Annotated in this window: 16 protein-coding genes and 1 pseudogene; 11 read left to right on the plus strand and 6 right to left on the minus strand. The window is 63.2% G+C overall.

From position 1 onward, the window contains the following. Positions 1 to 740 (minus strand): annotated as a pseudogene (locus KEM60_RS03375) (hypothetical protein); the annotation flags it as partial. Between the two features lie 66 nt (positions 741 to 806). Between KEM60_RS03375 and KEM60_RS16395 the strand changes: the two are divergent. Together KEM60_RS16395 and KEM60_RS03380 are read left to right on the plus strand one after the other, a co-directional pair. Next, positions 807 to 932, plus strand: coding sequence for a hypothetical protein (locus tag KEM60_RS16395; protein ID WP_255574193.1), 126 nt, complete (start codon positions 807 to 809; stop codon positions 930 to 932). 134 nt (positions 933 to 1,066) lie between these two features. Further along, the gene (locus KEM60_RS03380; protein ID WP_219106097.1) at positions 1,067 to 1,405 is read left to right on the plus strand and encodes a PadR family transcriptional regulator; all 339 of its coding nucleotides are present in this window, start codon (positions 1,067 to 1,069) and stop codon (positions 1,403 to 1,405) included. Positions 1,406 to 1,779: 374 nt separating this feature from the next. On the opposite strand, the gene KEM60_RS03385 is transcribed toward KEM60_RS03380, so the two are convergent. Genes KEM60_RS03385 through KEM60_RS03395 form a run of 3 tightly spaced genes read right to left on the minus strand, consistent with a single transcriptional unit; the run spans position 1,780 to position 4,245 of the window. Next, positions 1,780 to 3,006, minus strand: coding sequence for a DapH/DapD/GlmU-related protein (locus KEM60_RS03385; protein ID WP_255574194.1), 1,227 nt, complete (start codon positions 3,004 to 3,006; stop codon positions 1,780 to 1,782). Beyond that, positions 3,006 to 3,785, minus strand: coding sequence for an enoyl-CoA hydratase/isomerase family protein (locus KEM60_RS03390; protein ID WP_219106098.1), 780 nt, complete (start codon positions 3,783 to 3,785; stop codon positions 3,006 to 3,008). The genes KEM60_RS03385 and KEM60_RS03390 overlap by 1 nt, the downstream gene beginning before the upstream one ends. Before the next feature lies 1 nt (position 3,786). Then, positions 3,787 to 4,245 (minus strand): hypothetical protein, encoded by a 459-nt coding sequence (locus KEM60_RS03395; protein ID WP_219106099.1) that lies wholly within the window; start codon positions 4,243 to 4,245, stop codon positions 3,787 to 3,789. 191 nt (positions 4,246 to 4,436) lie between these two features. Here KEM60_RS03395 and glgX point away from each other — a divergent pair, with 191 nt between their 5' ends. Beyond that, entirely contained in the window at positions 4,437 to 6,572 is a 2,136-nt protein-coding gene (gene glgX, locus KEM60_RS03400; protein ID WP_219106100.1) for a glycogen debranching protein GlgX, read from the plus strand. A gap of 16 nt (positions 6,573 to 6,588) precedes the next feature. Here the strand turns inward: glgX and KEM60_RS03405 are convergent, their stop codons facing one another. Further along, entirely contained in the window at positions 6,589 to 7,173 is a 585-nt protein-coding gene (locus KEM60_RS03405) for a MarR family winged helix-turn-helix transcriptional regulator (RefSeq protein ID WP_219106101.1), read from the minus strand. 78 nt (positions 7,174 to 7,251) lie between these two features. Between KEM60_RS03405 and KEM60_RS03410 the strand changes: the two genes are divergently transcribed. From KEM60_RS03410 to KEM60_RS03435, 5 genes are all read left to right on the plus strand, one after another. After that, complete coding sequence (locus KEM60_RS03410) at positions 7,252 to 7,623, plus strand: hypothetical protein (protein ID WP_219106102.1); 372 nt, start codon at positions 7,252 to 7,254, stop codon at positions 7,621 to 7,623. Further along, the gene (locus KEM60_RS03415) at positions 7,620 to 8,966 is read left to right on the plus strand and encodes an NAD(P)/FAD-dependent oxidoreductase (RefSeq protein ID WP_219106103.1); all 1,347 of its coding nucleotides are present in this window, start codon (positions 7,620 to 7,622) and stop codon (positions 8,964 to 8,966) included. Before KEM60_RS03410 ends, KEM60_RS03415 begins: the two co-directional genes overlap by 4 nt. Then, on the plus strand, positions 8,963 to 10,939 hold the full coding sequence (locus KEM60_RS16400) for a DUF1365 family protein (RefSeq protein ID WP_255574197.1): 1,977 nt from the start codon (positions 8,963 to 8,965) through the stop codon (positions 10,937 to 10,939). Before KEM60_RS03415 ends, KEM60_RS16400 begins: the two co-directional genes overlap by 4 nt. Next, positions 10,930 to 11,664: an SDR family oxidoreductase gene (locus KEM60_RS03430; RefSeq protein ID WP_219106104.1), complete on the plus strand. Its 735-nt coding sequence runs from the start codon at positions 10,930 to 10,932 to the stop codon at positions 11,662 to 11,664. The genes KEM60_RS16400 and KEM60_RS03430 overlap by 10 nt, the downstream gene beginning before the upstream one ends. Positions 11,665 to 11,909: 245 nt before the next feature. Next, positions 11,910 to 12,851, plus strand: coding sequence for an endo-beta-N-acetylglucosaminidase H (locus tag KEM60_RS03435; RefSeq protein ID WP_219106105.1), 942 nt, complete (start codon positions 11,910 to 11,912; stop codon positions 12,849 to 12,851). A 79-nt stretch (positions 12,852 to 12,930) separates the two neighbouring features. Here KEM60_RS03435 and glgP read toward each other — a convergent pair whose 3' ends face one another. After that, the gene (gene glgP / locus KEM60_RS03440) at positions 12,931 to 15,507 is read right to left on the minus strand and encodes an alpha-glucan family phosphorylase (protein WP_219106106.1); all 2,577 of its coding nucleotides are present in this window, start codon (positions 15,505 to 15,507) and stop codon (positions 12,931 to 12,933) included. A gap of 205 nt (positions 15,508 to 15,712) precedes the next feature. Here glgP and KEM60_RS03445 point away from each other — a divergent pair, with 205 nt between their 5' ends. From KEM60_RS03445 to glgB, 3 genes are read left to right on the plus strand one after another with little or no spacing between them, the layout of a single operon-like run. After that, positions 15,713 to 17,779: a maltotransferase domain-containing protein gene (locus KEM60_RS03445; protein ID WP_370626273.1), complete on the plus strand. Its 2,067-nt coding sequence runs from the start codon at positions 15,713 to 15,715 to the stop codon at positions 17,777 to 17,779. Position 17,780: 1 nt separating this feature from the next. Continuing rightward, positions 17,781 to 19,496: a maltose alpha-D-glucosyltransferase gene (gene treS / locus KEM60_RS03450; protein ID WP_219106108.1), complete on the plus strand. Its 1,716-nt coding sequence runs from the start codon at positions 17,781 to 17,783 to the stop codon at positions 19,494 to 19,496. After that, positions 19,489 to 23,352: a 1,4-alpha-glucan branching protein GlgB gene (gene glgB, locus KEM60_RS03455; RefSeq protein ID WP_219106109.1), complete on the plus strand. Its 3,864-nt coding sequence runs from the start codon at positions 19,489 to 19,491 to the stop codon at positions 23,350 to 23,352. Before treS ends, glgB begins: the two co-directional genes overlap by 8 nt. Positions 23,353 to 23,359 lie beyond the last annotated feature (7 nt).

Raw genomic sequence — 23,359 nt, forward strand, 5'->3', positions numbered from 1 at the left:
ACCCCACCAGGAAGACCACCACCAAACCCACTCCCAGCTCCATGGCCTAACCCACCACCACCAGAAACCCACCCTCCAGACCCAGCACCCAGGCCACCGCCATCCCCCGCAACCCCTGTACCGCCATGCCGGTCCGTCAACGACGCCACCTCAAAACCCGACCCGCCGCCACTCCCCAACGACGCCGCTGGTGCCGCCGAATCCCTCGCCTCAGAAATCGCAGGCCACCCCACCCCTGAAACCCGATCCCGATACCCCTCCGATTTCTCCACCAGCTCCTTCACCTTGCCGAGCACCTTCTTCCGGTCCTCGTCGGCCTGCCGCACCTGGCTGTCATACTCCCGGTCCCAATACCACTGCGTCAGCCACGAATGCCTCGTCTTCAACCCCGCATCAGGAACTTTCACCTCCATCGACGCAATCTGATCACGCAACTCACCCATGTCTTTGCCCATCGCGCCCGCAGTATCACCCACTTTTGTCGACCTATCAGCCACATCCGCACCTAAGCGGGCCATATCCACATTCGCATCAAAAGCCGAATCTGAGGCTGTCCCCACCCAACCCCCCAAACGCAACGACCTCATGTCCCGCATAAAATCAATAAACGAATCCACCAATACTGTCTGCGAACCATGAAAGTGATCCATCGCTTTCGCGATCTCCCCGGGATTCACCGACGCCACCATCGCCTTCAGCTTCTGCCCGTCAATCCCGTCGTACTTTGCCATGTCAGCCATCAGTCCCCACGCTTCCTCTGAGCTCTCACACCAGCACACCAAGTCGAACGACCAACTCACAGCATCATGGCACGCCACCCCCGCAACGAACCGCCATTCACCCACACCACCGGCCACGGGCGGCCCCTCCGCATCGACGGCGTGGGCGCGCAGGGGTGCAGCGACCCTGATGAGGGGCCTGTCCCCCGCTGACGTGACGACCTCAGCGAGACATCATGAGGTCGTCACATGCTCAGGTGCTTAGCCCTGCGAAGCAGGCTCAAGTAATACCCTGGCTGCACCCACTAGTGTTGCTCAAATACTAGTAGGTATGCCACGCTAGTGGCGTGACCACCATCGATAAGGTCAGTCCGGTCAGCAAGGCACTCACACCCGTCGCAGCACTATTTCTGCTGATGGACGCCCCGGACTACGGCTACTCCTTAATTCAACGACTCAAACGGGAGGGCTTTAGACACGTACAAGCAGGGGTGCTATATCCCCAGCTGAGAGCGCTGGAAGCTGAGGGGTACCTCGATTCAGAATGGCATGTTGCTAGTCAAGGGCCGCCGCGTAAAATCTATCGATTGACTACTCAGGGGCACGAGTTTGCCCGCCAGCAAAAAAAGCAGATCGTTGACACCATGCAGAGTTTTTACCGCATCTCTGGAGAGGCGAACAGCTGACAGCGTTACCCGTGATCCTTTTATCCTTTAGGCATTATTAACGAGCTCTTACCCCCGGAGTGAGTTGTGCCCCGAATATGCTCATGACCTGCAGGTTTGCAGATTTCTGACAAGGTAATAAATTCCTCGTGAATAACGCCCTTTTGATGCAAATATAAAAATTCATAGGTCACAGACCCATTCGGCATGCAATTTACTGCAGATGCAATCGTTTGCGAAAAACATTCTCAGGCTTGGCACCATTGTGAAACTGTGCGCCACAGCAGTAGGGACATAAAGACATCCCCGCCATAATCACGCAGAGCAGCACCATCAACACCCCGTGGCAAACCTCATGGTGTTGCGGTGCGAAACCTCGCGATCCCTGATATCCGCTACCGACGACGTACCCGAGTGGGCGTGGGACGCTCGCCTTCGTCACGGTGCCGCCACGGAGTGGCCGGTCGGCCCTGCATGAGCAGGTCACCAAGGACGTGTGCGAGTCGACCCGGGGAGAAGACGACAGCTTCAGCAGCTGGGTCGTTGTCGTGGCGACGTTGAGCTTCGGCGATCTCGTCGAGATGCCACCAGCGCACCGCTTCGACGTACCCCTCAAGACGCAACGCGCCCACGTCGAGATCAACCAGATCAGCGTCGACGCCGGTGACTTCGAGCAGATGATAGGTGTCTCGGGTGCCGTCGTACTCCTCGTCGGGTTGCAGCGTCTCGCGCACCCAGACGGGATCACCGACGCCGTCGACGTGCAGCCCGGACGCTTTTTCGATCTCGTCAAGGAGGATCACCCCGGGGTCGTCGTCGATGGATACCTCCGCCCCGGGGCACGCCCACACTCCAGCCGGGAATTCGACATCTTCCGCGGCCCGGAAATGCATGAGCAGGACGCGTCCGTGCTCGTCAGCGATGACAGCTCGTACGGCGTCCCGCAGTCGCGGCAAGTCCACGCCTGCGGCGCGACGGACCCGCTCCACCTCAGGATCGCGGCTACGGACCACCCGGGCGGGGGCTCCCACGATCACCGCGTGTGGTGGGAAGTCTCCCCGAACGACGGAGGCGGCGCCGACGACGCTGCCAGAGCCGATACGGGTGCCGCGGGTGACGGCGACTTTGGTGCCTAGCCAGACGTCGTCACCGATCCGCACTGGGGTTTTGACGATGCCCTGGTCTTTGATGGGGATATCCAGTCGCGTGGTGACATGGTCGAAGTCGCACAGGTAAACATCATCACCAAACAGGCAGGCGTCGCCGATCTCCACGTCAAGCCAGGTGTTGACGGTGCAGCGTCGCCCGAAGACGGTCTTCGCACCGACCCGCAGCGTCCCTTCGTGACAGCGAAGGCTGGTCCCTGCCCCCACATGCACCCACGGTCCGATGATGATCCGTCCGTAGCCGCGTCGCACCTCAATGGTCACGTCCTCGCGGAGAAAACACGGCCCCAGGAAGGTGACATCCGGGTAGCGGGCCTTGATCGCTGCCATCCGGGCGTACGACGCGAGGTGTTCCGGGCGCACCGCACCGCGGGAGATCGCCCACCGCGCCGCGGACCATGTCCGGTGTCGTCCCTCACCGTTGCCTCTCGGTCCGTCGGCACTGCTCGTGCCCACTATTTGCCCTCGAAACGGGCCTTCCCCGGTCCTTCGGTGACGAAGGAGTCCATTCCGGTCCGGGCGTCTTGGGTGGCGAAGATCCCCGCAAACAGCATCGCTTCGATCGCGGCACCGGAGTCAAGGTCCACGTCGAGGCCCCGGTCGATGGCTTCCTTCGCATGTCGGATCGCGACCGCAGGTCCGCCGACATAGCGTGACATCCGTTCCCGCGCGAGCGCATAGACCTCGCCGGGGGCGGTGATGTCGTCGACGAGGCCGATGCGCAGGGCTTCGTCGGCGGTGACATGTCGGCCGGTGAAGATCATGTCTTTGGCGCGGGCTGGGCCGATCAGCCGCGGTAGGCGTTGTGATCCGCCAGCACCGGGGATCAGCCCGAGCATCACTTCGGGTTGGCCGAGCCGTGCGTTGCTGGCGGCGTAACGAAAATCACAGGCTAAGGCGAGTTCGCATCCGGCGCCGAGGGCGTATCCCTCGATGGCTGCCACTGTGGGTTTGCCGATGCGTGCCACTGCGGTGGTGCAACCACCAACATGTTTGGCCCGGGCCACCATGTCGACATATGACATGTGTTGCATCTCTTTGACATCGGCGCCAGCGGCGAAGACTCGCTCCCCGCCGTACACGATCACCGCGGCGATGTCCTCGCGCTCGTCCGCCTGGGCGGCGCAGGCCGCGATCGCATCCTGGACCGCGGCATCCAGAGGATTCATCGTCGGTCTGTCGATGCGGATGGTGCCGATCCCGTCGGCGACCTCCAGGCGGACGAACGCGGTCATGTCAGGCCTGGCCTTCGCCGAACGGGTCGCGGCCGAGCATCAGCTCGTGCCACACCTGCACGGCCTGCAGCACCAGCTGGGTGAGCAGGGTGGAGATCATCTTCGGGTCGCTGTCGGGCATGCAGATCTGCTCAGCGGTGACGAAGAGGGTTTCATTGTTCAGACCGACTTTGACGACGTTCAGTCGCAACGTCAGTTCGTTGCATCGCTGCAGGCGAACCAGTTCGTCCTTGGGCAGCGCTTCGTCGATCTGCCACTGGCCGAAGACGCGCAGCAGGGGCACGTCGCCTTCGAAGCAGTGCACGAACAATTGTTGCCCGTTGACCTTGAAGGCGATGTCGCCGTCGGAGTCGATATCGGGGCGGAAACCTTCATCCTGAAGGGCGTCTAGGACACGGCCGCGGAGGGGGTGCTCGTCGGCGGGCGGAGGGAAATTCGGAAGACTCGTCGGATCACTCATGGGCCCAAGGTAGTCGTGCCGCGGTGGCCGACACCAGCGTGACACTCGTCCATCACCGGTCGTCTCTGGCTGTCTCGCTGTGAACAGGTGATCTCCGAGGTGTGGGATGTCTCGGCGTGTGGAGTGCCATCGAGCGCTGGGAGTGGCGTGCTCTCGCACCGAGTTCGCTGTCGTGCAGATAGGCTGCCCTGGTGCGCCCACACCCGGATCTTCCACCGCTCCTGGGGTCACGCCCCACGACCGACGGCACCGGATTCGCAGTTTTCGCCTCCCAGGCGGAGGCTGTGGAGCTGTGCCTCTTTGATGCCGACGACGTCCATGGGGACTCTGAGCGTCGGATTGAGCTGGCTGATCGGATCCACGGGGTGTGGTTTGGTCATGTGCCTGGGGTGGGCGCTGGGCAACGTTATGGGTATCGCGTGCACGGTGGCTGGCGCCCCGAGCATGGCCAGCGGCACAACCCGCACAAACTCCTTGTCGACCCTTATGCGCGCGCCGTCGCCGGTGATGTTGAAGTCGGTCCGCAAATTTTTGGGCATGTGGTGGGGCCTGATCTGATCGGTGCTGGCGATCTGATGGATGATCGGGATTCCGCGCCGTATGTCCCGCGGAGCGTCGTCGTCGATGACAGTTTCGATTGGGCTGGTGATCCGTCTGCGGCGGAGCGTCGGATCCGGTGGAACGACAGCGTCATTTATGAGGCGCATGTGCGCGGCGCGACGATGACTCATCCGGGGATCCCGGCGGAGTTGCGGGGCACGTACGCCGGGATCGCGCATCCAGCGTTTGTGGAGCATCTGCAGCGGATCGGTGCCACCACGCTTGAGTTGTTGCCGGTGCACGCGTTCACGTCTGAGCCGCGCTTGAGTCAGGTGGGTTCTGGTTTAAGCAATTACTGGGGGTATAACACGCTCGGGTTCTTTGCTCCGCACCTGCCGTACGCCGCGAACCGTGACCCGTTGGGGGCGGTCACGGAGTTCAAGACGATGGTGCGCACCCTCCACGCCCACGGCATCGAGGTGATCCTCGACGTGGTCTACAACCACACCTGTGAGCAGAGTCAACTCGGCCCGACCTTGTCCTGGCGGGGGCTGGACAACGAGACGTATTACCGCATTGATGAACGCGGCCATGACATTGACGTCACAGGGTGCGGCAACACCCTTGACACCCGGCACCCAATGGTGACTCGGATGATCTTGGATTCGTTGCGCTATTGGGCGACGGAGTGTCACGTCGATGGTTTCCGTTTTGATTTAGCTGTCGCATTGGGTCGGGGTCACAGCCACGACTTCACCATCCACCACCCGTTCTTCGTGGCGGCGAAAACCGATCCGGTGCTGTCCCGCAGCAAACTCATCGCCGAACCATGGGATTGCGGTGTCCACGGGTGGCGCACGGGTCAGTTCCATCCGCCCTTTATCGAATGGAATGATCGTTTCCGCGACACCACCCGCACCTTCTGGCTGACGGACATGGCAGCCTCGGAATATCGCGGGCACGGCGTACGAGAACTCGCGACGCGAATGGCCGGCAGCCAAGATTTGTTTTGCCATGACGACCGTGGTCCGCTGGCCAGCGTCAACTATGTCGCTTCCCACGACGGGTTCACCGCTGCGGACATGGTGTCGTACAACTACAAGCACAACGAAGCCAACGGGGAAAACAACCGAGACGGCCACGACGACAACAGGTCCTTCAACCACGGCGTCGAAGGCCCCAGCAGCGATGCGAAAACGCTCAGCGACCGACGTCGCAGCATCCGCAACCTGTTGGCGACGACATTGCTGGCCACTGGGGTGCCGATGATCTGCGCCGGTGATGAGATCGGTCGCACCCAGGGCGGCAACAACAATGCCTACTGTCAGGACAATGAGACCAGTTGGATCGACTGGCAGCTGGAGCAGTGGCAGGAAGACCTCGCCGACACTGTCGGTTTCCTCACGCAGCTACGTAAAGCCCATCGAGTTTTCCGGCAGGGCAGCTTCTTCAGCACGCATCCTCGCCCCGGTGACGGTCGGGTCGACTTGCTGTGGTTTGGCCGGTACGGCGAGCCGATGACCAGTCAGTCCTGGGAGGATCCCCGCTGCCGCGTATTGCAGATGCTCTTGCTGGGCGATGACGACGTCTCTGCGTCGTTCCTGCTGGTCTTCCAGGGCAAACATGACCCGGAGGATGTGACCTTGCCACCGCTCTCGCAGGGGCGTGTCTATGACCTGTTGTGGGATTCGAGTTGGTCTCGTCCCGCTCGGGATGGCGGCTTGATCGACCCCGGACACACTGCACGGGTCGAAGCAGCGACCATGCAGGTCTATCAGGTGGTGTGATCCCCGTGCGGTGGGCTCACCCTGGTGCGGGGCCGTGCGGCGGCCGGGTGGCCTGAGCGGCAGCGAGTAGGTCATTCAGGACGGCGGCCACGACGTCCAGGTCGTGGGGCTGGTAGCGCTGCAACTGTTGCTGCATCGCCTCCGACAGCGGACGGAACTGCGCCCGACTGGTGGCGCGCGCCTGCTCGGTCAGTTGCAGGACAGTTTTACGTCGATCTCCAGGGTGCGGTCGCCGACTGACATGTCCTGCTGATTCGAGTCGGTCGATGAGAGCGGTGGTGGCGGCCAGGGACAGTCCCAACGACTGTGCCAGGTCGGTGGGGGTGACCTGTTTGCTATCGCGTGCTGCTCCCACCAGGACACCCAGCGCGATGACGTCGCTGCGATGATGACCGATGCTGCGCCCGACATCTTCGACGTACCGCTGCGTTTCTTCGGACAGCTCTCGCACCAGTTCGGTCACCGATCGTGGAGTGATGTGGTCAGGATCGGGGACTGAGACGTCGCGGTGAGGGGCCGCTGGGCATTGAGCTGATGCGGTGCACGCAGGGCGTTCTTCCCCGACCGGCGACCCGCCGGTCGATTGGTCTTGCCGTTTCATGAATCCTTCGATGATCGAATCATATGGTGGTGTCACAGCTGACGTCACCCCTCGTCCCGGATGGAGAGGCCCGCAACGATGCTACGAATCTCCCCCACACACGTCTTCGGATCACTGACTTTGGCCTACGGTCTTTACACCCTCGCCCGCCCGTCGTCCCTGATCGATGCCACCCAATTGGATGGTGTCCTGCACCGACGTGGAGCTCAACTCATCGGAGTTCGTGACACCATCTCCGGGCTGGCCCTCATGTTCACCCCCGCAGGGCCACCTCGACGTATCGCTCTCGCGACCCGTATCGGCTGCGATATCACCGATATCATCGGCTTTGGCGTCGTCTGTCCCCCAGCGACCAAGGCCAAAGCCCTCATCGCCGCCGGGGGCTGGGCCGTGGCGGGCCTCACCATTCTGGGCATCGACATGTCCGCCCCAGTCAGGTTCCACAGATGAGCGGGATCGCCTCCACGCCAGAGCAGCCGCATCCCCATGATCGGGCAGGGGGATCTCCCCGACGAGCCGCAGTGATCGGGGCGGGCGTCTCCGGACTGACCGCGGCGTATCTCCTCCACCGCAGCTATGCGGTCACGCTCTACGAAGCCCAACCCCGTCTGGGCGGTCACGCCCACACCCACGACATCACCGACTCAGCGGGGACCCTTCACCACGTCGACACCGGTTTCATCGTTCACAATGACCGCACCTATCCCCACCTGCTGCGCCTCTTCAACGAACTGGACATCGCGACCCGCCCCACCGAGATGAGCATGAGCATCGCCTGCGGCGGGTGCGGACTGGAATACGCCGGGGGCCGAGGCGCGGGCGGCATCCTCGCTCGCCCCACCACTCTCGTGCGGGACCGCCGATTCATGCGCATGCTCACCCAGGTGTTGCGTTTCCACCGCGCCGCGCAGGCCGAGCTCGCCGCAGGCCGCGCCGAAGGAGCAGGACAGGGGGTGCGCGTCGCTGTCGGCGAACCCTTCGGAGTCTGGCTAGAACGTCACCGCTTCACGAGGTACTTCGTCCATCACTATGCGATCCCCCTCGTCGCGTGCGTGTGGAGCACCGGTCATGCCTTGGCCCTGGACTATCCGGCGCGCTACCTGTTCACCTTCCTCGAGCATCACGGGATGTTATCGGTCGGCGGCAGCCCGCAGTGGCGCACCGTCGTCGGCGGGTCTCGCACCTACGTCGACGCCATCGCTGCTCGCCTCCCCGCAGCGCGGCTCAGCGAACCGGTGCGCGGCGTGCGCCAGGGAGACGACGGCGTGCACGTCCGCACCGCGAACGGCATCACGACGTACGACGTGGCGGTCATCGCCACCCACGCTGACGAAGCGTTAGCGCTGCTTGAACACCCCACCGACGTCCAGAACGACGTGCTGGGAGCATTCAGCTACAGCCTCAATGACACCGTGCTGCACACCGACGACACCTGGCTACCGCGAGCGCCGCGGGCTCAGGCGTCGTGGAACTATCGGATGCGTTCGTGTACCGACCTTGACGAGGCGCCGGTGGTGACGTATTGGATGAATCGGTTGATGGGTCACCGCTCGGCCGAGCCGCATCTGGTGACTCTTAACGGTGGGGTCGCTCTGGATGAACGCCGCGTGTTGGCTCGGATGGCGTATACCCATCCGGTGTATACGCCCGTGTCGGTGGCTGCGCAGGCTCGCCTGGGCGAGGTGGGTAATGAGCGGTTGGTGTTTGCGGGGGCCTATCACGGGTGGGGTTTCCACGAGGATGGCGCCGCGTCTGGGGTCGCTGCAGCCGCGCGCCTCGGGGTGAGCTGGTGAACCTTCCTGCGCTGCCGGCCATCGTGCACGGAGATGTGGTGCACTCTCGACGCGAACCGCTTCGGCATCGTTTCCGGCATCGGATGTATCTGTGGCTCATCGATGTTGATGATCCGCCGGATCCGCGGCGGCCGTGGCGGTGGCTGGGTCATGTCAGTGCCGCCGACCATCTGGGTGATCCGGCGTCCTCGATCGGCGCGAATATCCGCGGTTTTTTGGCTGCGCAGGGGTCGCCGGTGCCGCCGGGTGCGCGGGTGGTGTTGCTTGCCCAGGCGCGCGCCTTCGGTCACTGTTTTGACCCGATCAGCGTGTTTTGGGTGATCGACGGCGGCCAGGTCGTCACTGTGGTGGCTGAGGTGCATAACACCTACGGCGATCGGCATGCCTACGTGCTGCACCCTGACGAGCAGGGTCAAGCCCGCACGGACAAGGTGTTGTATGTGTCACCGTTTTATGACACCAGCGGGCATTACGAGTTGAGTTTTACGCTGTGCCCGCAGCGAGTGGCGGTGAGTGTCCGCTTACGCCGCGAGGGCGCTCACCACGATTTCGTGGCTGCTTTCGTGGGTGTCCCTGAGGCGGCAACTCGACGAACTGTCCTACGGGCTGTCGCGCGCCAGCCCGCGGTGACCTGGCAGATCAGCACCTTGATCCGGGTGCACGGCATCGCACTGTGGCTCCGGCGGCTGCCTGTCGTGCCTCGTCCGGCGGCGCGTCCCCAGCCCGGCATCACTGGACCGGACGTCGCCAGAGCCGATGGGACTCGCCAGGCTCCTCGCGTGGTGGCGCGTCGGGCCGCTCAGATCATGGTCGAGTACGCATTGCGGCAAGTCTCTGTCCGGGCGATTTACCCGGATGGTCGCGTCGTCGGTGCTGGTGGCGCCGATGCTCCGACGTTGCTCATCCATCAACCAGAGGCGATCTTTGATCGGCTCGCGCGACATCCCAAACTGGGTCTCGGCGAGGGATATACCGCCGATGAATGGGGCGCTGCCCCTGGCACGGACCTGGCCGACGCGCTCACTCCTTTCGCTGCTCGTCTCGCGGAGGTCATCCCGGCACCCCTGTGGCGATTACGTCGGCTGGTGGACACTGCGCTGCCCGACGCTCACCGCAACACCCGGCATGGCGCCCGGGCCAACATCGCCCACCACTACGACCTGTCCAATGAGCTATTCGCGACGTTCCTCGACGAGACCATGACGTATTCGGCGGCGCTCTTTGGCCCAGAACCGGACACGCAGAGCCTGGCCTCGGCGCAGCGCGCCAAAATGGACGCGATCCTGGACCTCGCCCACGTTGGTCCGGGAACTGACCTGCTGGAGATTGGCAGTGGCTGGGGTGCGCTCGCTATCGCGGCTGGACAGCGTGGTGCTCGGGTGCGGTCGATCACGTTGTCAGCTGAGCAGCACGCCGAGGCGCGACGCCGGGTCGAGGCTGCTGGCCTCGCTGATCGGGTGTCGATCGAGGTGTGTGACTACCGTGATGTCACGGGTCGTTATGACGCCATTGTCAGCGTCGAAATGCTCGAAGCGGTGGGTGAGGAATTCTGGCCGACGTACCTGCGTCTTTTGCGGCACCGGTTGCGTCCCGGGGGTGTCGCTGCGGTGCAGACGATCACGATGAGTCATGAACGTTTTCTCGCTACCCGGCGCAGTCACGGCTGGATCCAAGAACATATTTTTCCCGGCGGGTTGATTCCGTCGGTAGCGGTGATCCGGGATATCGGCGCGCACTATGCCGGTCTGCGGGTCGAGGTGGTGCGCTCCCTCGGGGCCAGTTATGCCGAGACCTTGCGACGATGGCGTCAACATTTTATGGAGCATGAGGACGAGGTGCGACGGGCTGGGTTCGGTGACAGTGACTTTCGTCGTATGTGGGAGTTTTACTTGGCGTATAGCGAAGCCGGTTTCCGGTCGGGATACCTCGACGATGTCCACGTACGGATCACTGCGGAGGAACCATGCAACTGAACGGCACTCGCGTGTGGATTGTCGGGGCGTCCAGCGGGATCGGCGCGGCACTCGCCGACGAACTGCATTCCCGCGGCGCCCAGGTCGCTATTTCTGCTCGCCGGATGGCGCAGCTCACGGAGGTGTCTCGGGGTCGGATGGTCGAGGTGACGGCTGATGTGACGGATCAGGGCGCGGTTGCTAATGCGGCTGCGGCGGTGCGCGCGCAGCTCGGCGAGATTGATGCGGTGGTCGTGGCGTCGGGGTATTGGCAGCGCGCCGATGGCCGCTCGTGGGATTGTGCCGAGTTTGACCGGCATGTTGCTGTGAACGTGACCGGCCTGTCCCATGTCATTGGGGCGGTCATGCCGGACATGGTGCGTCGTGGCCGGGGAACCTTCGCAGCGGTTGCGTCAGTGGCGGGTTATCGCGGAGTGCCTGGGGCGGAATACTACGGCGCCACTAAAGCGGCGCAGATCTGCTTGCTGGAATCGCTGCGGGCATCGGTGGCTGGCTGCGGTGTCCATGTCACCACTATCTGCCCAGGCTTCGTCCGGACCGACATGACCAGTAGCAATACCTTCCCAATGCCTTTCATCATTCCCCCCGAAGCTGCCGCACGAAGCATCGCCGACGGGCTGGCACACGACCGCCACGAAATCGTTTTCCCGGCACCGATGGCCATCCTCATGAAAGCCGCCCGATGGGCACCCGTGGGGATATGGGCACGCGCCGTACGTCGATGAACGCGTGACCGGTCTGGACCAATGATGCTGGACAACAAATCACCCACCGCAACCAGCAGCTCCGATCAGCCGTGATCGCCAGAGCGCAGGTCACCAATTCCCCTGTGTGCCATACTGACCGATGCTCCGGACTGTTGAATGTGATACCGGAGCCCCTCCGTGACAGTGCCCGTAGTCAGACGGACTCGCCTTGCGCCACCTCCGACACGGCAACACTGGCATCACCTGCTCAACGAGGAGTAGCCATGACGGCACGCGGCGTCCGATTCACCCACCCACACCCTGCCACCGGCAGCAACCGCAGCAGAGCTTTCACCGGTCTCGCTGCGGCTGTCGCTCTCCTCCTCGGATGTGGGGTCACCGCACCCACGTCAGCCCACGCTGCCCCAGAGCGCAAAGCGACCAGCTTGGTCTACGTCGAGGTCAACTCCCACGAGATGGCCAATGTCAACAAATACCGACTGGCTGACGGATCCAAAGCATTCGACGTGGCGATCATCTTCGCCGCCAACATCAACTCCGACGACAGTGGCGCTGCCACCCTCCACCTCAACGAACGGGTCAAGTGGACCCTCGACAACGCCGACACCCAAATCAGGCCGTTGCAGCAGCGAGGCACCAAAGTGACCCTCTCCCTGCTCGGCAACCACCAGAAAGCTGGCTTCGCGAATTTCCCGACCAAAGAAGCCGCCCAGAAATACGCCGGGGAAGTCGCTCAGGTCGTCAATCAGTACCAACTCGACGGCGTAGACCTCGACGACGAATGGGTCACCTACGGCACCAATGGCGTCCCCGCAGCCACCAGCCAATCCGCGGTGTGGCTCGTCGAATCACTCCGGGAGAAACTCCCCAGCAACAGCATCCTGTCCCTCTACAACATCGGCGCAACAGCCGATCAGCTGCGCCAAGCCCCGGCCTCCGTGATCTCGAAGCTCAGCTACATTTCCAACCCGCACTACGGCTCCTACCGTGCGCCATCCTTCCCCGTCGATAAGTCCCGGTTGGGCGCAGCAGCGGTCAACTTCACTCAGGAATCCAGCTCCACCATCGCTGACTTCGCCCAGCGCACCGTTCGAGACGGGTACGGCGTCTTCGTGACCTACAACCTCACTGGCGCCGACCATCAGGCATCAGTGTCCGCATTCACCGAGAAGCTCTACGGCCAGAAAGCCACCTCCGGGAGCTGATCCTCTAGCACCCTCATCACGACGGCTCGGCCGGGAACCCTCAGAAGGATTCCCGGCCGAGCCGCGTCGTACCAGCAGGTCAGGCGTTGACCGCCAACCCGAACTCGGCAGGGGTGGTCAGGTGCCGGTGCGTCGGGACGACCCGCACCGTATACCCGAACGATCCAGTCTCAGTGACCTTCATTTCCCCTTCGAACCGGTGCCGTCCACCCTCATAGGACTCCGCGACATGCAGCGAGTACGTCGACGTGTTGGACAGCTGGTCATTGGCGTCAACGTGACCGTAGACCACCTGCACATCGACGTCCTCCGGTCGCAACACCCCCAAAGAGATGAACGCCTTGATGTGGAAGGTGTCGCCGACCTGCGGAGAATCCGCTACCCCAGAGGATTCGACGTGGTCCACGTGCAGCGTTGACCACGCCGAGGTGATCTTGCTGCGATACGCAGCCAGTTCCTTGGCAGCGTCGAAGCCCCGATCCGCCATCGTGTGGTTGGCCCGGGCCGCAGGGACATACAGGTCACGGGTGTAGTCCTGCACCTGTCGGGTCGCCAACACCTTCGGCCCCAGCGTGGCCAGGGTGTGCCGCATCATCGCGACCCACCGGCGAGGCACCCCGTGCTCGTCAACGTCGTAGAACCGTGGCGCAACCCGGTTTTCGATGAGGTCGTACAGCGCTGCCGCTTCGATGTCGTCTCGACGGTCCGGGTCGGCGATGCCGTCAGCAGTGGGGATATCCCAGCCGTTCTCGCCGTCGTACCACTCGTCCCACCAGCCGTCGAGGATCGACAGGTTGAGTCCGCCGTTCAGGGCAGCTTTCATCCCGGACGTGCCACACGCTTCCAGCGGACGCAGCGGGTTGTTCAACCACACATCGCAGCCCGGGTAGAGGTGGCGGGCCATCCCGATGTCGTAGTTCGGCAAGAACACGATGCGGTGGCGGATCTCCGGGTCGTCCGCAAACTGCACCATCTTCTGGATGAGCCGTTTGCCGTTGTCATCCGCCGGGTGCGACTTCCCCGCGATGACCAACTGCATCGGACGCTCCGGGTGCAGCAGCAAGCGCTTAAGCCGTTCCGGGTCGCGCAGCATCAACGTCAACCGCTTGTACGTCGGAACTCGCCGGGCGAACCCGATGGTCAGCACGTCCGGGTCGAGGATGGAATCGGTCCAGCCCAGCTCAGGGCGAGCTGCACCCCGCTTGGCCCAGGAATCCCGCATCCGAGTGCGAGCCATCTCCACCAGGGTCTGCCGCAGTTCGCGTTTCAACCCCCAGATCTGCTCATCCGTGGCGCGCTCGGCAAACTGGGCGATCTTGGCGCTCGAAGACTCCAACGGTCCGTAACTATCCGAGAGGTCGAAGATCCGCTGATCGACCCAGGTCGGGGCGTGCACACCGTTCGTGATCGAGGTGATCGGCACCTCGGAGTCATCGAATCCGGGCCACAACCCGTGGAACATGTCTCGGCTGACGATGCCATGCAGTTTGCTGACGCCATTGGAATGTTTCGCCATCCGCAAACCCATGACCGCCATGTTGAAGACCCCGGCTTCGCCGCCTTCGTAGGTCTCCGCACCCAAGGCGAGTAGCCGGTCCACCGGTACCCCATCCAGGGCGTTGTCGCCGCCGAAATAGTGGCGGATCTGGTCCACGCCAAAACGGTCAATCCCCGCCGGCACCGGGGTGTGCGTGGTGAATACCGTTGCTGCTCGTGTCGCCTCGACAGCTTCATCGAAGGTGAGGTTGTGTTGGGTGACCAGCTCATGGATGCGTTCGACACCGAGGAACCCAGCGTGGCCCTCGTTGCAGTGGTAGACGTCGGGGTCAGGAGCGCCAGTCAATGCGCTCCACGCACGCAACGCCCGCACTCCACCGATACCCAGCAGCATCTCTTGCAGCAAGCGCTGCTCACCGCCACCGCCGTACAACCGGTTGGTCACGGTCCGCAGATCCGGGTCGTTCTCGTGGACATCAGAATCGAGCAGCAGCAGCGGCACCCGGCCGACCTGCGCCTTCCACACGAACGCCCGCAACGTGCGATGACCCGGAATCGACAATTCCACCAAAACCGGCTTGTCGTCGGCGTCCCGGAGCAAAGACAGCGGCAGCCCGTCAGGGTCCAGGACCGGGTAGGTCTCCTGCTGCCACCCGTCCCGGTTCAACGACTGGGCAAAATAACCAGTCTGGTAGAACAGGCCCACACCAACTACGGGCACACCAAGGTCGGAGGCTGATTTCAAGTGGTCACCGGCGAGGATTCCCAACCCGCCGGAGTACTGCGGCAGGACCTCGGTGATCCCAAATTCAGCAGAGAAGTACGCGATAGAACTCGGCACCGTGCCGTCAACCTCGTCAGCCCACTGCTGATACCAGCGAGGCTGAGTCAGATACGACTGCATGTCGGTGTAGGCCGCCTTAACCCTGGCGACGTAATCGGGGTCGGCTGCGAGACGGGACAGCTCGTCTGCCGACAGGCTGGACAACAGGGCGACTGGGTCATGCCCGACCTGTTCCCACCGAATCGGAGCGGTCTCCTCGAATAGCGTGCGGGTCGCGGTATGCCACGACCAGCGCAAGTTAATCGCGAGCTCCCCCAACTCACTGATCGACTCCGGTAGGACTGAGCGGACGTTGAAGCGTCGAATTGCCTTCACCTGCACGATAGTACGTGACAAAGGTGACACTATGACAGCGGGTGGTGTCGACAAAGCCCCAGGTCAGTCGTCTGGTCCAGGTCAACAGCGTCACCGGAAGCCCCAGGAAAAGGCGACAACACCTCGGCGACACCACCCGACCCTCCACCGCCGTGCCCGGACCCGCGGGTGCACTGCGACCAGCACAACAGATAGCGTCAGCAACGTGACTGTGACACCGCCACCGCCCGCCGTGCCCCGTCCCACTCAGCTTCCTGCTGCGGCGCCACGCCTGCCGCAGCGGCAGATCGGACGTATTCCTGTCGTCGATGTCCAACCCACCCTTGAAGCCGGCGCCTGGCCGGTGATCTCCGTTGTCGCCGAGGAATTTCCCGTCACTGCGACTGTTTTCCGGGAAGGCCACGACGCCGTCAACGCCGACGTCGTCCTGACTGACCCGCATGGCACCGAATATGTCCTCCCCATGACATGCACCAACCCTGGCCTCATGACCTGGGAAGCCACCATTTATGCCGACCGAGTCGGAGCCTGGTCTTTCCGTGTCGAAGGCTGGAGTGACCCCTACGCCACCTGGGTGCACGACGCGACTATCAAGGTCCGCGCCGACGTTGACGTCGAGGTGATGTTTGAAGAAGGCGCCCGTCTGATGGAACGCGCCCGCGACGAGGTGACCCGCTCCGACTACGCCCGCGACCTACTGACCTCAGCTGCGCGGACGCTGCGCGACACCACCGCCGGGATCGAAGAACGACTCGCCGGAGGCACGGCCGACGCTGTTCGCGCTGAACTCACCACCACCCCGCTACGAGACATGGTCTCCCCCTCCCCCGACTACCCCTGGAAGGTCGAACGCGAACGGGCGCTGTACGGCGCCTGGTATGAGTTCTTCCCCCGCAGCGAAGGATGCCGGTACGACGAGGCCACCGGGACCTGGACGACCGGCACATTGCGCACCGCCGCAGAACGCCTCCCGGCCGTCGCTGCCATGGGATTCGACGTCATCTACCTGACGCCAATCCACCCGATCGGTGAAGTCAACCGCAAAGGCCCCAACAACACCCTGAACGCCGGCCCGCACGACCCCGGATCGCCGTACGCGATCGGATCCGTGCACGGCGGACATGACGCCATCGAACCCTCCCTGGGCACTTTCGACGACTTCGACCACTTCGTCGCCCAAGCCCGGAGCAACGGCCTAGAAGTAGCCCTGGACCTCGCCCTGCAATGCGCACCCGACCACCCGTGGGTCAGCGAACACCCCGAATGGTTCACCACTCGCGCCGACGGCACCATCGCCTACGCAGAAAACCCACCCAAGAAATACCAAGACATCTACCCGCTGAACTTCGACAACGACCCCGCTGGCATCTACGCCGAAGTACGCCGGGTCGTCCAGGTGTGGATCGACCACGGCGTCAAAATCTTCCGGGTGGACAACCCCCACACCAAACCGGTGGAATTCTGGCAGTGGATCATCGCCGACGTCGCCGCATCCCACCCCGACGTCATCTGGCTCGCCGAGGCCTTCACCAAACCCCCCATGATGAAAACCCTCGCCAAAGTCGGATTCCAGCAGAGCTACACCTACTACGCCTGGCGCAACGAACGGTGGGAGATCGAGGAATACTGCCGCGAACTCGCCGAAGAATCCGCGGCCTTCATGCGGCCCAGTTTCTGGCCAACCACTCACGATATCCTCACCCCATACCTTCAGTACGGCGGACCGACCGCATGGAAAGTGCGGGCAGCGCTCGCTGCGACGCTGGTCCCGACGTACGGCATCTACGCCGGATATGAACTCCTCGAATCGGTGCCACGTCCTGGCGTGGAAGAGCAGATCGATAACGAGAAATACCAGTTCAAGGACCGGGCTTGGCGTGACTTCGCACCAGGTGGCTCCCGCGAAGGTGAGCTGTGGATGGCCGATTACCTGCGCGAACTCAACCAGATACGCCGCGACCACTCAGCATTGCATTGGCTTCGCAACCTGCATTTCCACGCTGCTGAAGACGACAATGTCATCGCCTACAGCAAGCGACGGGTGAAAGTCGGTGGCGAAGACACCATCCTGGTTGTCGCCAACCTGGATCCCCACACCACCCGGGAGACCGTGGTGCACCTCGACCTGGACGCGTTAGGCCTCCCTGAGGGAACGACTTTCGTCGCGAAAGACCTGATTACTGGGCAGTCCTGGCAGTGGGATGACACCCCCTTCGTGCGCCTCGGCAAGGACACCGAACCGGTCCACATCATCAGCGTCCGGAGGTTCTGACATGCAGGGCCTCAACCTGTCCCAACCAGGCCTGCGGCACGACCCTGACTGGTTCAAAACCGCCGTGTTTTACGAGGTACTAGTCCGGGCCTTCGCCGACTCCAAAGGCAGCGGTTCCGGAGATTTCACCGGACTCATCGGCAAGCTCGACTATCTGGCCTGGCTCGGCGTGGACTGCCTGTGGTTGCCGCCGTTCTATGCCAGCCCGCTGCGAGACGGTGGCTACGACATCAGCGACTACACCGCGGTGCTCCCGGAGTTTGGCACGCTGCCAGAGTTCACCGAGTTAGTCAGCCAGGCCCATGCCCGCGGTATTCGGATCGTCACTGACTTTGTGATGAATCACACCTCCGATCAGCATCCGTGGTTCCAGGCCAGCCGTTCCGACCCTGACGGGCCGTACGGCGATTTTTACGTCTGGTCCGATGACGACACGAAATACGCCGATGCCCGCATCATCTTCGTCGATACCGAAGTATCGAACTGGACCTTCGACCCGGTCCGACGGCAGTTCTTCTGGCACCGGTTTTTCTCTCATCAGCCAGACCTGAACTTCGAGAACCTCGCCGTACAGGAAGCGATGTTCGATGTAGTCAGGTTCTGGATGGACTTGGGCATTGATGGCTTTCGCCTGGACGCGGTGCCCTACCTCTTTGAAGAAGACGGACACAACGGGGAGAACCATCCCCGCACGCACGAATTCCTAGCCCGGCTGCGGGCGATGGTGGACCGGGAATACCCCGGCCGGGTGCTCCTTGCCGAAGCCAATCAGATGCCCCACGAGGTCGTCGACTACTTCGGCACCGAACAAGCACCGGAATGCCAGATGTGTTTTCACTTCCCGGTGATGCCTCGGATGTATTACGCGCTCCGCGCGGAAAAAGCTGCACCCATCATTGACGTCCTCAACGACACCCCACCGGTGCCCGCTGGCGGGCAGTGGGGCACCTTCCTGCGCAACCACGACGAGTTGACCTTAGAGATGGTCAGCCCGGAAGAACGCACCGCCATGTACGGCTGGTATGCCCCGGATCCGCGGATGCGGGCAAATGTGGGTATCCGTCGACGGCTGTCCCCGTTGTTAGACAACTCCCGTGCCGAAGTTGAACTGATTCACGCATTGCTGTTGAGCCTGCCAGGCAGCCCGTGTCTCTACTACGGCGACGAGATCGGCATGGGCGACAACATCTGGTTGCACGACCGTGACGCGGTGCGGACCCCGATGCAGTGGACCCCGGACCGCAACGCCGGTTTTTCCAGCGCCGACCCGGGCAAGCTCTACCTCCCGGTGATTCAGTCCCTGGTCTACCACCACAACAATGTCAACGTGGAAGCCCAAATGGCCTCCAGCTCCTCACTGCTGCATTGGGTTCGAGCGATGCTGCAAGTCCGGGCCGCTCACCCAGTGTTTGGGCTAGGGGATTTTGAGCTTCGCGACGTCGACAACGAGTCACTCTTGGCCTTCACCCGCACCCTGGAAGCCGACCCCAGCAAAGGTCGGGAAGAACCGGAACATGTGCTTTGCCTGCACAACCTTTCCAGCCGCCCGCAAGCTGGGACGGTGCACCTCCCAGAACGGTTTGCCGGAGCAAAAGTGCGAGACCTCTTCGGTGGGACCGGGTTCCCACGGGTCACCGACGACGCCACCTATGTCGCCACCGTGGGGTCTCGAGATTTCTTCTGGTTGGGGATGACGGAGCGTGGCCACGATGGCTGAGATCCATGAGGGCGCGAGCGTCACACCCGGCAAGCTGGAACTGCTGGCGGCGTGGATGCCCCAGCAACGGTGGTACACCCGCAAGGGTCACGTACCCAGCCTGCGACGGATCGGCGGATTCCGCTGTGAGGACCCCGCAGGTCGGGTGGGCGCCGAAACGCTGATCGTCGTGGACGAGGCGGCAGCCCCACCGGTGATCTACCAGGTGCCGGTGACATATCGCGACGAACCGCTGCCCGACGGACAGGAAGCTCTGATCGGCACGTGCGAGCACTCCGTCCTCGGCACCCGCTATGTGTACGATGCCTGCCGCGATCCGCGGTACGTCGAGGCCTTGGTGGAGCTGGCCACGGCGGGGGGTACGTCGGATCCGGGCTTCTCGACGAGCGATTGGGTGGATGCGCCGGCGGTGGGGACACCCGCGCTCGGTGTGCCCCGGCTACGGGTGACATCGTCGAGCGTGTTGCGCGGCGAGCAGTCCAACACCTCGATCATCGTCGATGCCCTCGATGAGACGGCCGGTCGCGCCCGCCCGCTGATCGTGAAGGTCTTTCGCGTGCTGCACGAGGGTGACAACCCCGATGTGGTCTTGCAGTCGGCGCTGGCCGCCGCCGGGTCTCACCTGGTTCCGGCCCCGCTGGGCTCGGTCGCGGGCCAGTGGGCCTCCCTCGAAGCCTCCGGGGGCGTCGCGAAGGGCCATCTGGCGTTCGCGCAGGAGTTCCTGCCGGGCACGCAGGACGCGTGGCGAGTCGCTGCTCAAGCCGTCGCGAATGGCACCGACTTCACCGCCCGGGCCCGGGACCTGGGCGCCGCGACCGCGCAGGTGCACCGCGATCTGGCCGTAGCGATGCCAACCGTGCCCGCTGACGCAGCGGCCCGCGGGCGGCAAGTGAGCTCGTGGAGGCAGCGCGCCGAAGCAGCCTTGGACGCCGTACCGGAGCTGTCGCACCTCACGGGTGCGATCGATGCGGTGTTCGCTGCAGCGGCCGCCGCCGCGTGGCCGCCACTGCAGCGGATCCACGGCGACTACCACCTCGGCCAGGTGCTCGACGTGCCCGGACGTGGGTGGGTGCTGCTCGACTTCGAGGGCGAGCCGATGCGACCCCTCGCCGAGCGGAGCCAGCCCGACCTACCGCTGCGCGACGTGGCGGGCATGCTGCGCAGCTTCGACTACGCGGCCGGCTCCCGGGCACAGGCGGAACCGGCCGATGCCGATGCGGCGCGCACCTGGGCGAGAGCCTGCCGTCACGCATTCCTCGACGGCTATGCCCACGCCGCCGACGACCCCCGCACGGACGCCGACGCTGCCGCCCTGCTGCGAGCCCTCGAGCTGGACAAGGCCCTGTACGAGGTCGTCTACGAGGCCCGCAACCGACCCGCCTGGGTGCCCATCCCTGCCTCAGCAATTGAGGCGCTGTGCACCCCCACCACCGACAGAAGCGAGACCTTCATGACCACGCCCACGCCCAGCCCCGCAGCGACACCAGAACCGGTGCCGATGCTGCGGCCGGCTAGCTGGGATGAGCTAGGACTGCTCGTCCACGGCGGGCACGGAAACCCGCATGGCGTCCTCGGGGCCCATCCGTGGAACGGCGGTGTGACGGTGCGGGTACTTCGCCCGCATGCCACGTCGGTGCAGATTGAGCTGCCCGACGGCAGCGTCCACCCAATGGCTCATGACTTCGAGGGGATCTGGCAGGTTCGCTTGGAGATCAGCGAGGTCAGCGACTATCGCGTCCTCGTGGATTATGGCGACGGGTTCATCCACCGCCAGGACGACCCGTACCGGTTTTTGCCGACGCTCGGTGAGATCGATCTGCACCTGATCGGTGAGGGCCGTCATGAGGAGTTGTGGAAGGTCCTCGGCAGTCATCTACGCAGGTACGACGGGCCGATGGGCTCGGTGGCGGGCACCTCGTTTGCGGTGTGGGCACCACATGCCCGCGCGGTACGGGTTGTCGGGGATTTCAACACCTGGGATGGCAGCTGTCATCCGATGCGTGCGCTAGGCAGTTCTGGGGTGTGGGAGCTGTTTGTGCCGGGTATCGGCGAGAACACTCTCTACAAGTACGAGATCCTCGGGGCAGATGGCTACCGTCGGACCAAAGCTGACCCATTGGCCCGCGCCACTGAATGTCCACCAGCGACGGCGTCGGTGGTGACCGCGTCGACATACCAATGGCAAGACGAATCATGGATGGAAGCGCGCGCCTCGCGCTCCGATCCGCAGAAACAGCCGATGAGCATCTACGAGGTGCATCTCGGGTCGTGGCGGCAGGGGCTGACCTATCTGGAGTTGGCCGATCAGCTCGTCGACTATGTGACCGAGATGGGCTTCACCCATGTGGAGTTGCTCCCGGTCATGGAGCATCCCTACGGTCCCAGTTGGGGCTATCAAGTGACGGGATATTTCGCGCCGTCCAGCAGGTTTGGTTCTCCTGATGAATTCCGTCATCTGGTGGACACGCTGCATCAGGCGGGGATCGGCGTGATCCTGGACTGGGTGCCAGCACATTTCCCGAAGGACGGCTTTGCTCTCGGGCGTTTCGATGGTCAGGCGCTCTATGAGCATCCGGACCCACGGCGCGGGGAGCACACCGAGTGGGGCACCTACATTTTCGACTTTGGGCGCCCCCAGGTGCGCAATTTCCTCGTCGCCAACGCGTCGTATTGGTTGGAGGAATTCCACTGCGATGGGCTGCGGGTCGACGCCGTAGCCTCGATGCTCTACTTGGACTACTCCCGCAACGACGGGGAGTGGCTGCCCAATCAGTACGGCGGTCGGGAAAACCTGGAAGCCGTGCAATTCCTTCAGGAAATGAACGCCACTGTCTACCGGCGTTCTCCTGGGGTGGTCACCATCGCTGAGGAGTCGACCAGTTGGAGCGGAGTCACCGCCCCGACGTATACCGGCGGTTTGGGTTTTGGCCTGAAATGGAACATGGGGTGGATGCATGACACCCTCGAATACATCGGTCAGGCCCCGATCTATCGCCAATATCACCATCACGAGATGACATTCGCGATGGTGTATGCCTATAGCGAGAATTTTGTCCTGCCGATCAGCCACGACGAGGTCGTCCACGGCAAAGGCTCCATGATCGGCAAAATGTCAGGCGACGACTGGGAAAAACGAGCTAACCTGCGTGCCTATTTTGCGTGGCAGTGGAGTTTCCCCGGCAAGCAGTTGCTTTTCATGGGCAGCGAGTTCGCGCAGTACGCCGAGTGGGCCGACGGCTCCAGCTTGGATTGGTGGCTGCTGGAGCAAGACCCGCACCGGCAAATCCAGCAGTATGTGCGAGATTTGAATGCGCTATACCGAGACCGCCCGGCGTTATGGTCGTTGGATAGCAGCGCAGACGGCTTCGCGTGGATCGACGCCAACGATAGCGCCGGCAACACGTTCAGTTTCTTGCGGTACGGCGAGGTGGACACTAATGGTGCCCGCCCGATCATCGCCTGCGTGACCAACTTCTCGGGCAGCGAACACCAGTCCTACCGAATCGGTTTGCCGGCGGCTGGCACCTGGCGGGAAATCCTGAATTCCGACGCCACTGAATACGGCGGCGCTGGCACCGGCAATATGGGCCGCATTGAAGCCGAAGCCGTCCCGTGGCATGGTCAGCCATTCTCGGCGGTCGTGACCGTGCAGAAGCTGTCCAGCGTGTGGTTTGAGCCGGAGGCCGGAGGTACGGCGGTCGTCGTGGCTGCCGCTCCAGCTGATGTAGACCATCACGGGGTGGGCATTAGCCGACCTGAGCTGTCCAGTAGTCCGGTCCAGGTCGATGACGAGGTCGACTCCGGTCTAGGTCAGCTTCCCTCGGTGACCGGTCAGGACGAGAACAGCACCCGCTGACCGGATC

It is taken from the genome of Austwickia sp. TVS 96-490-7B (assembly GCF_019331795.1).
Classification (GTDB): Bacteria; Actinomycetota; Actinomycetes; order Actinomycetales; family Dermatophilaceae; genus Austwickia.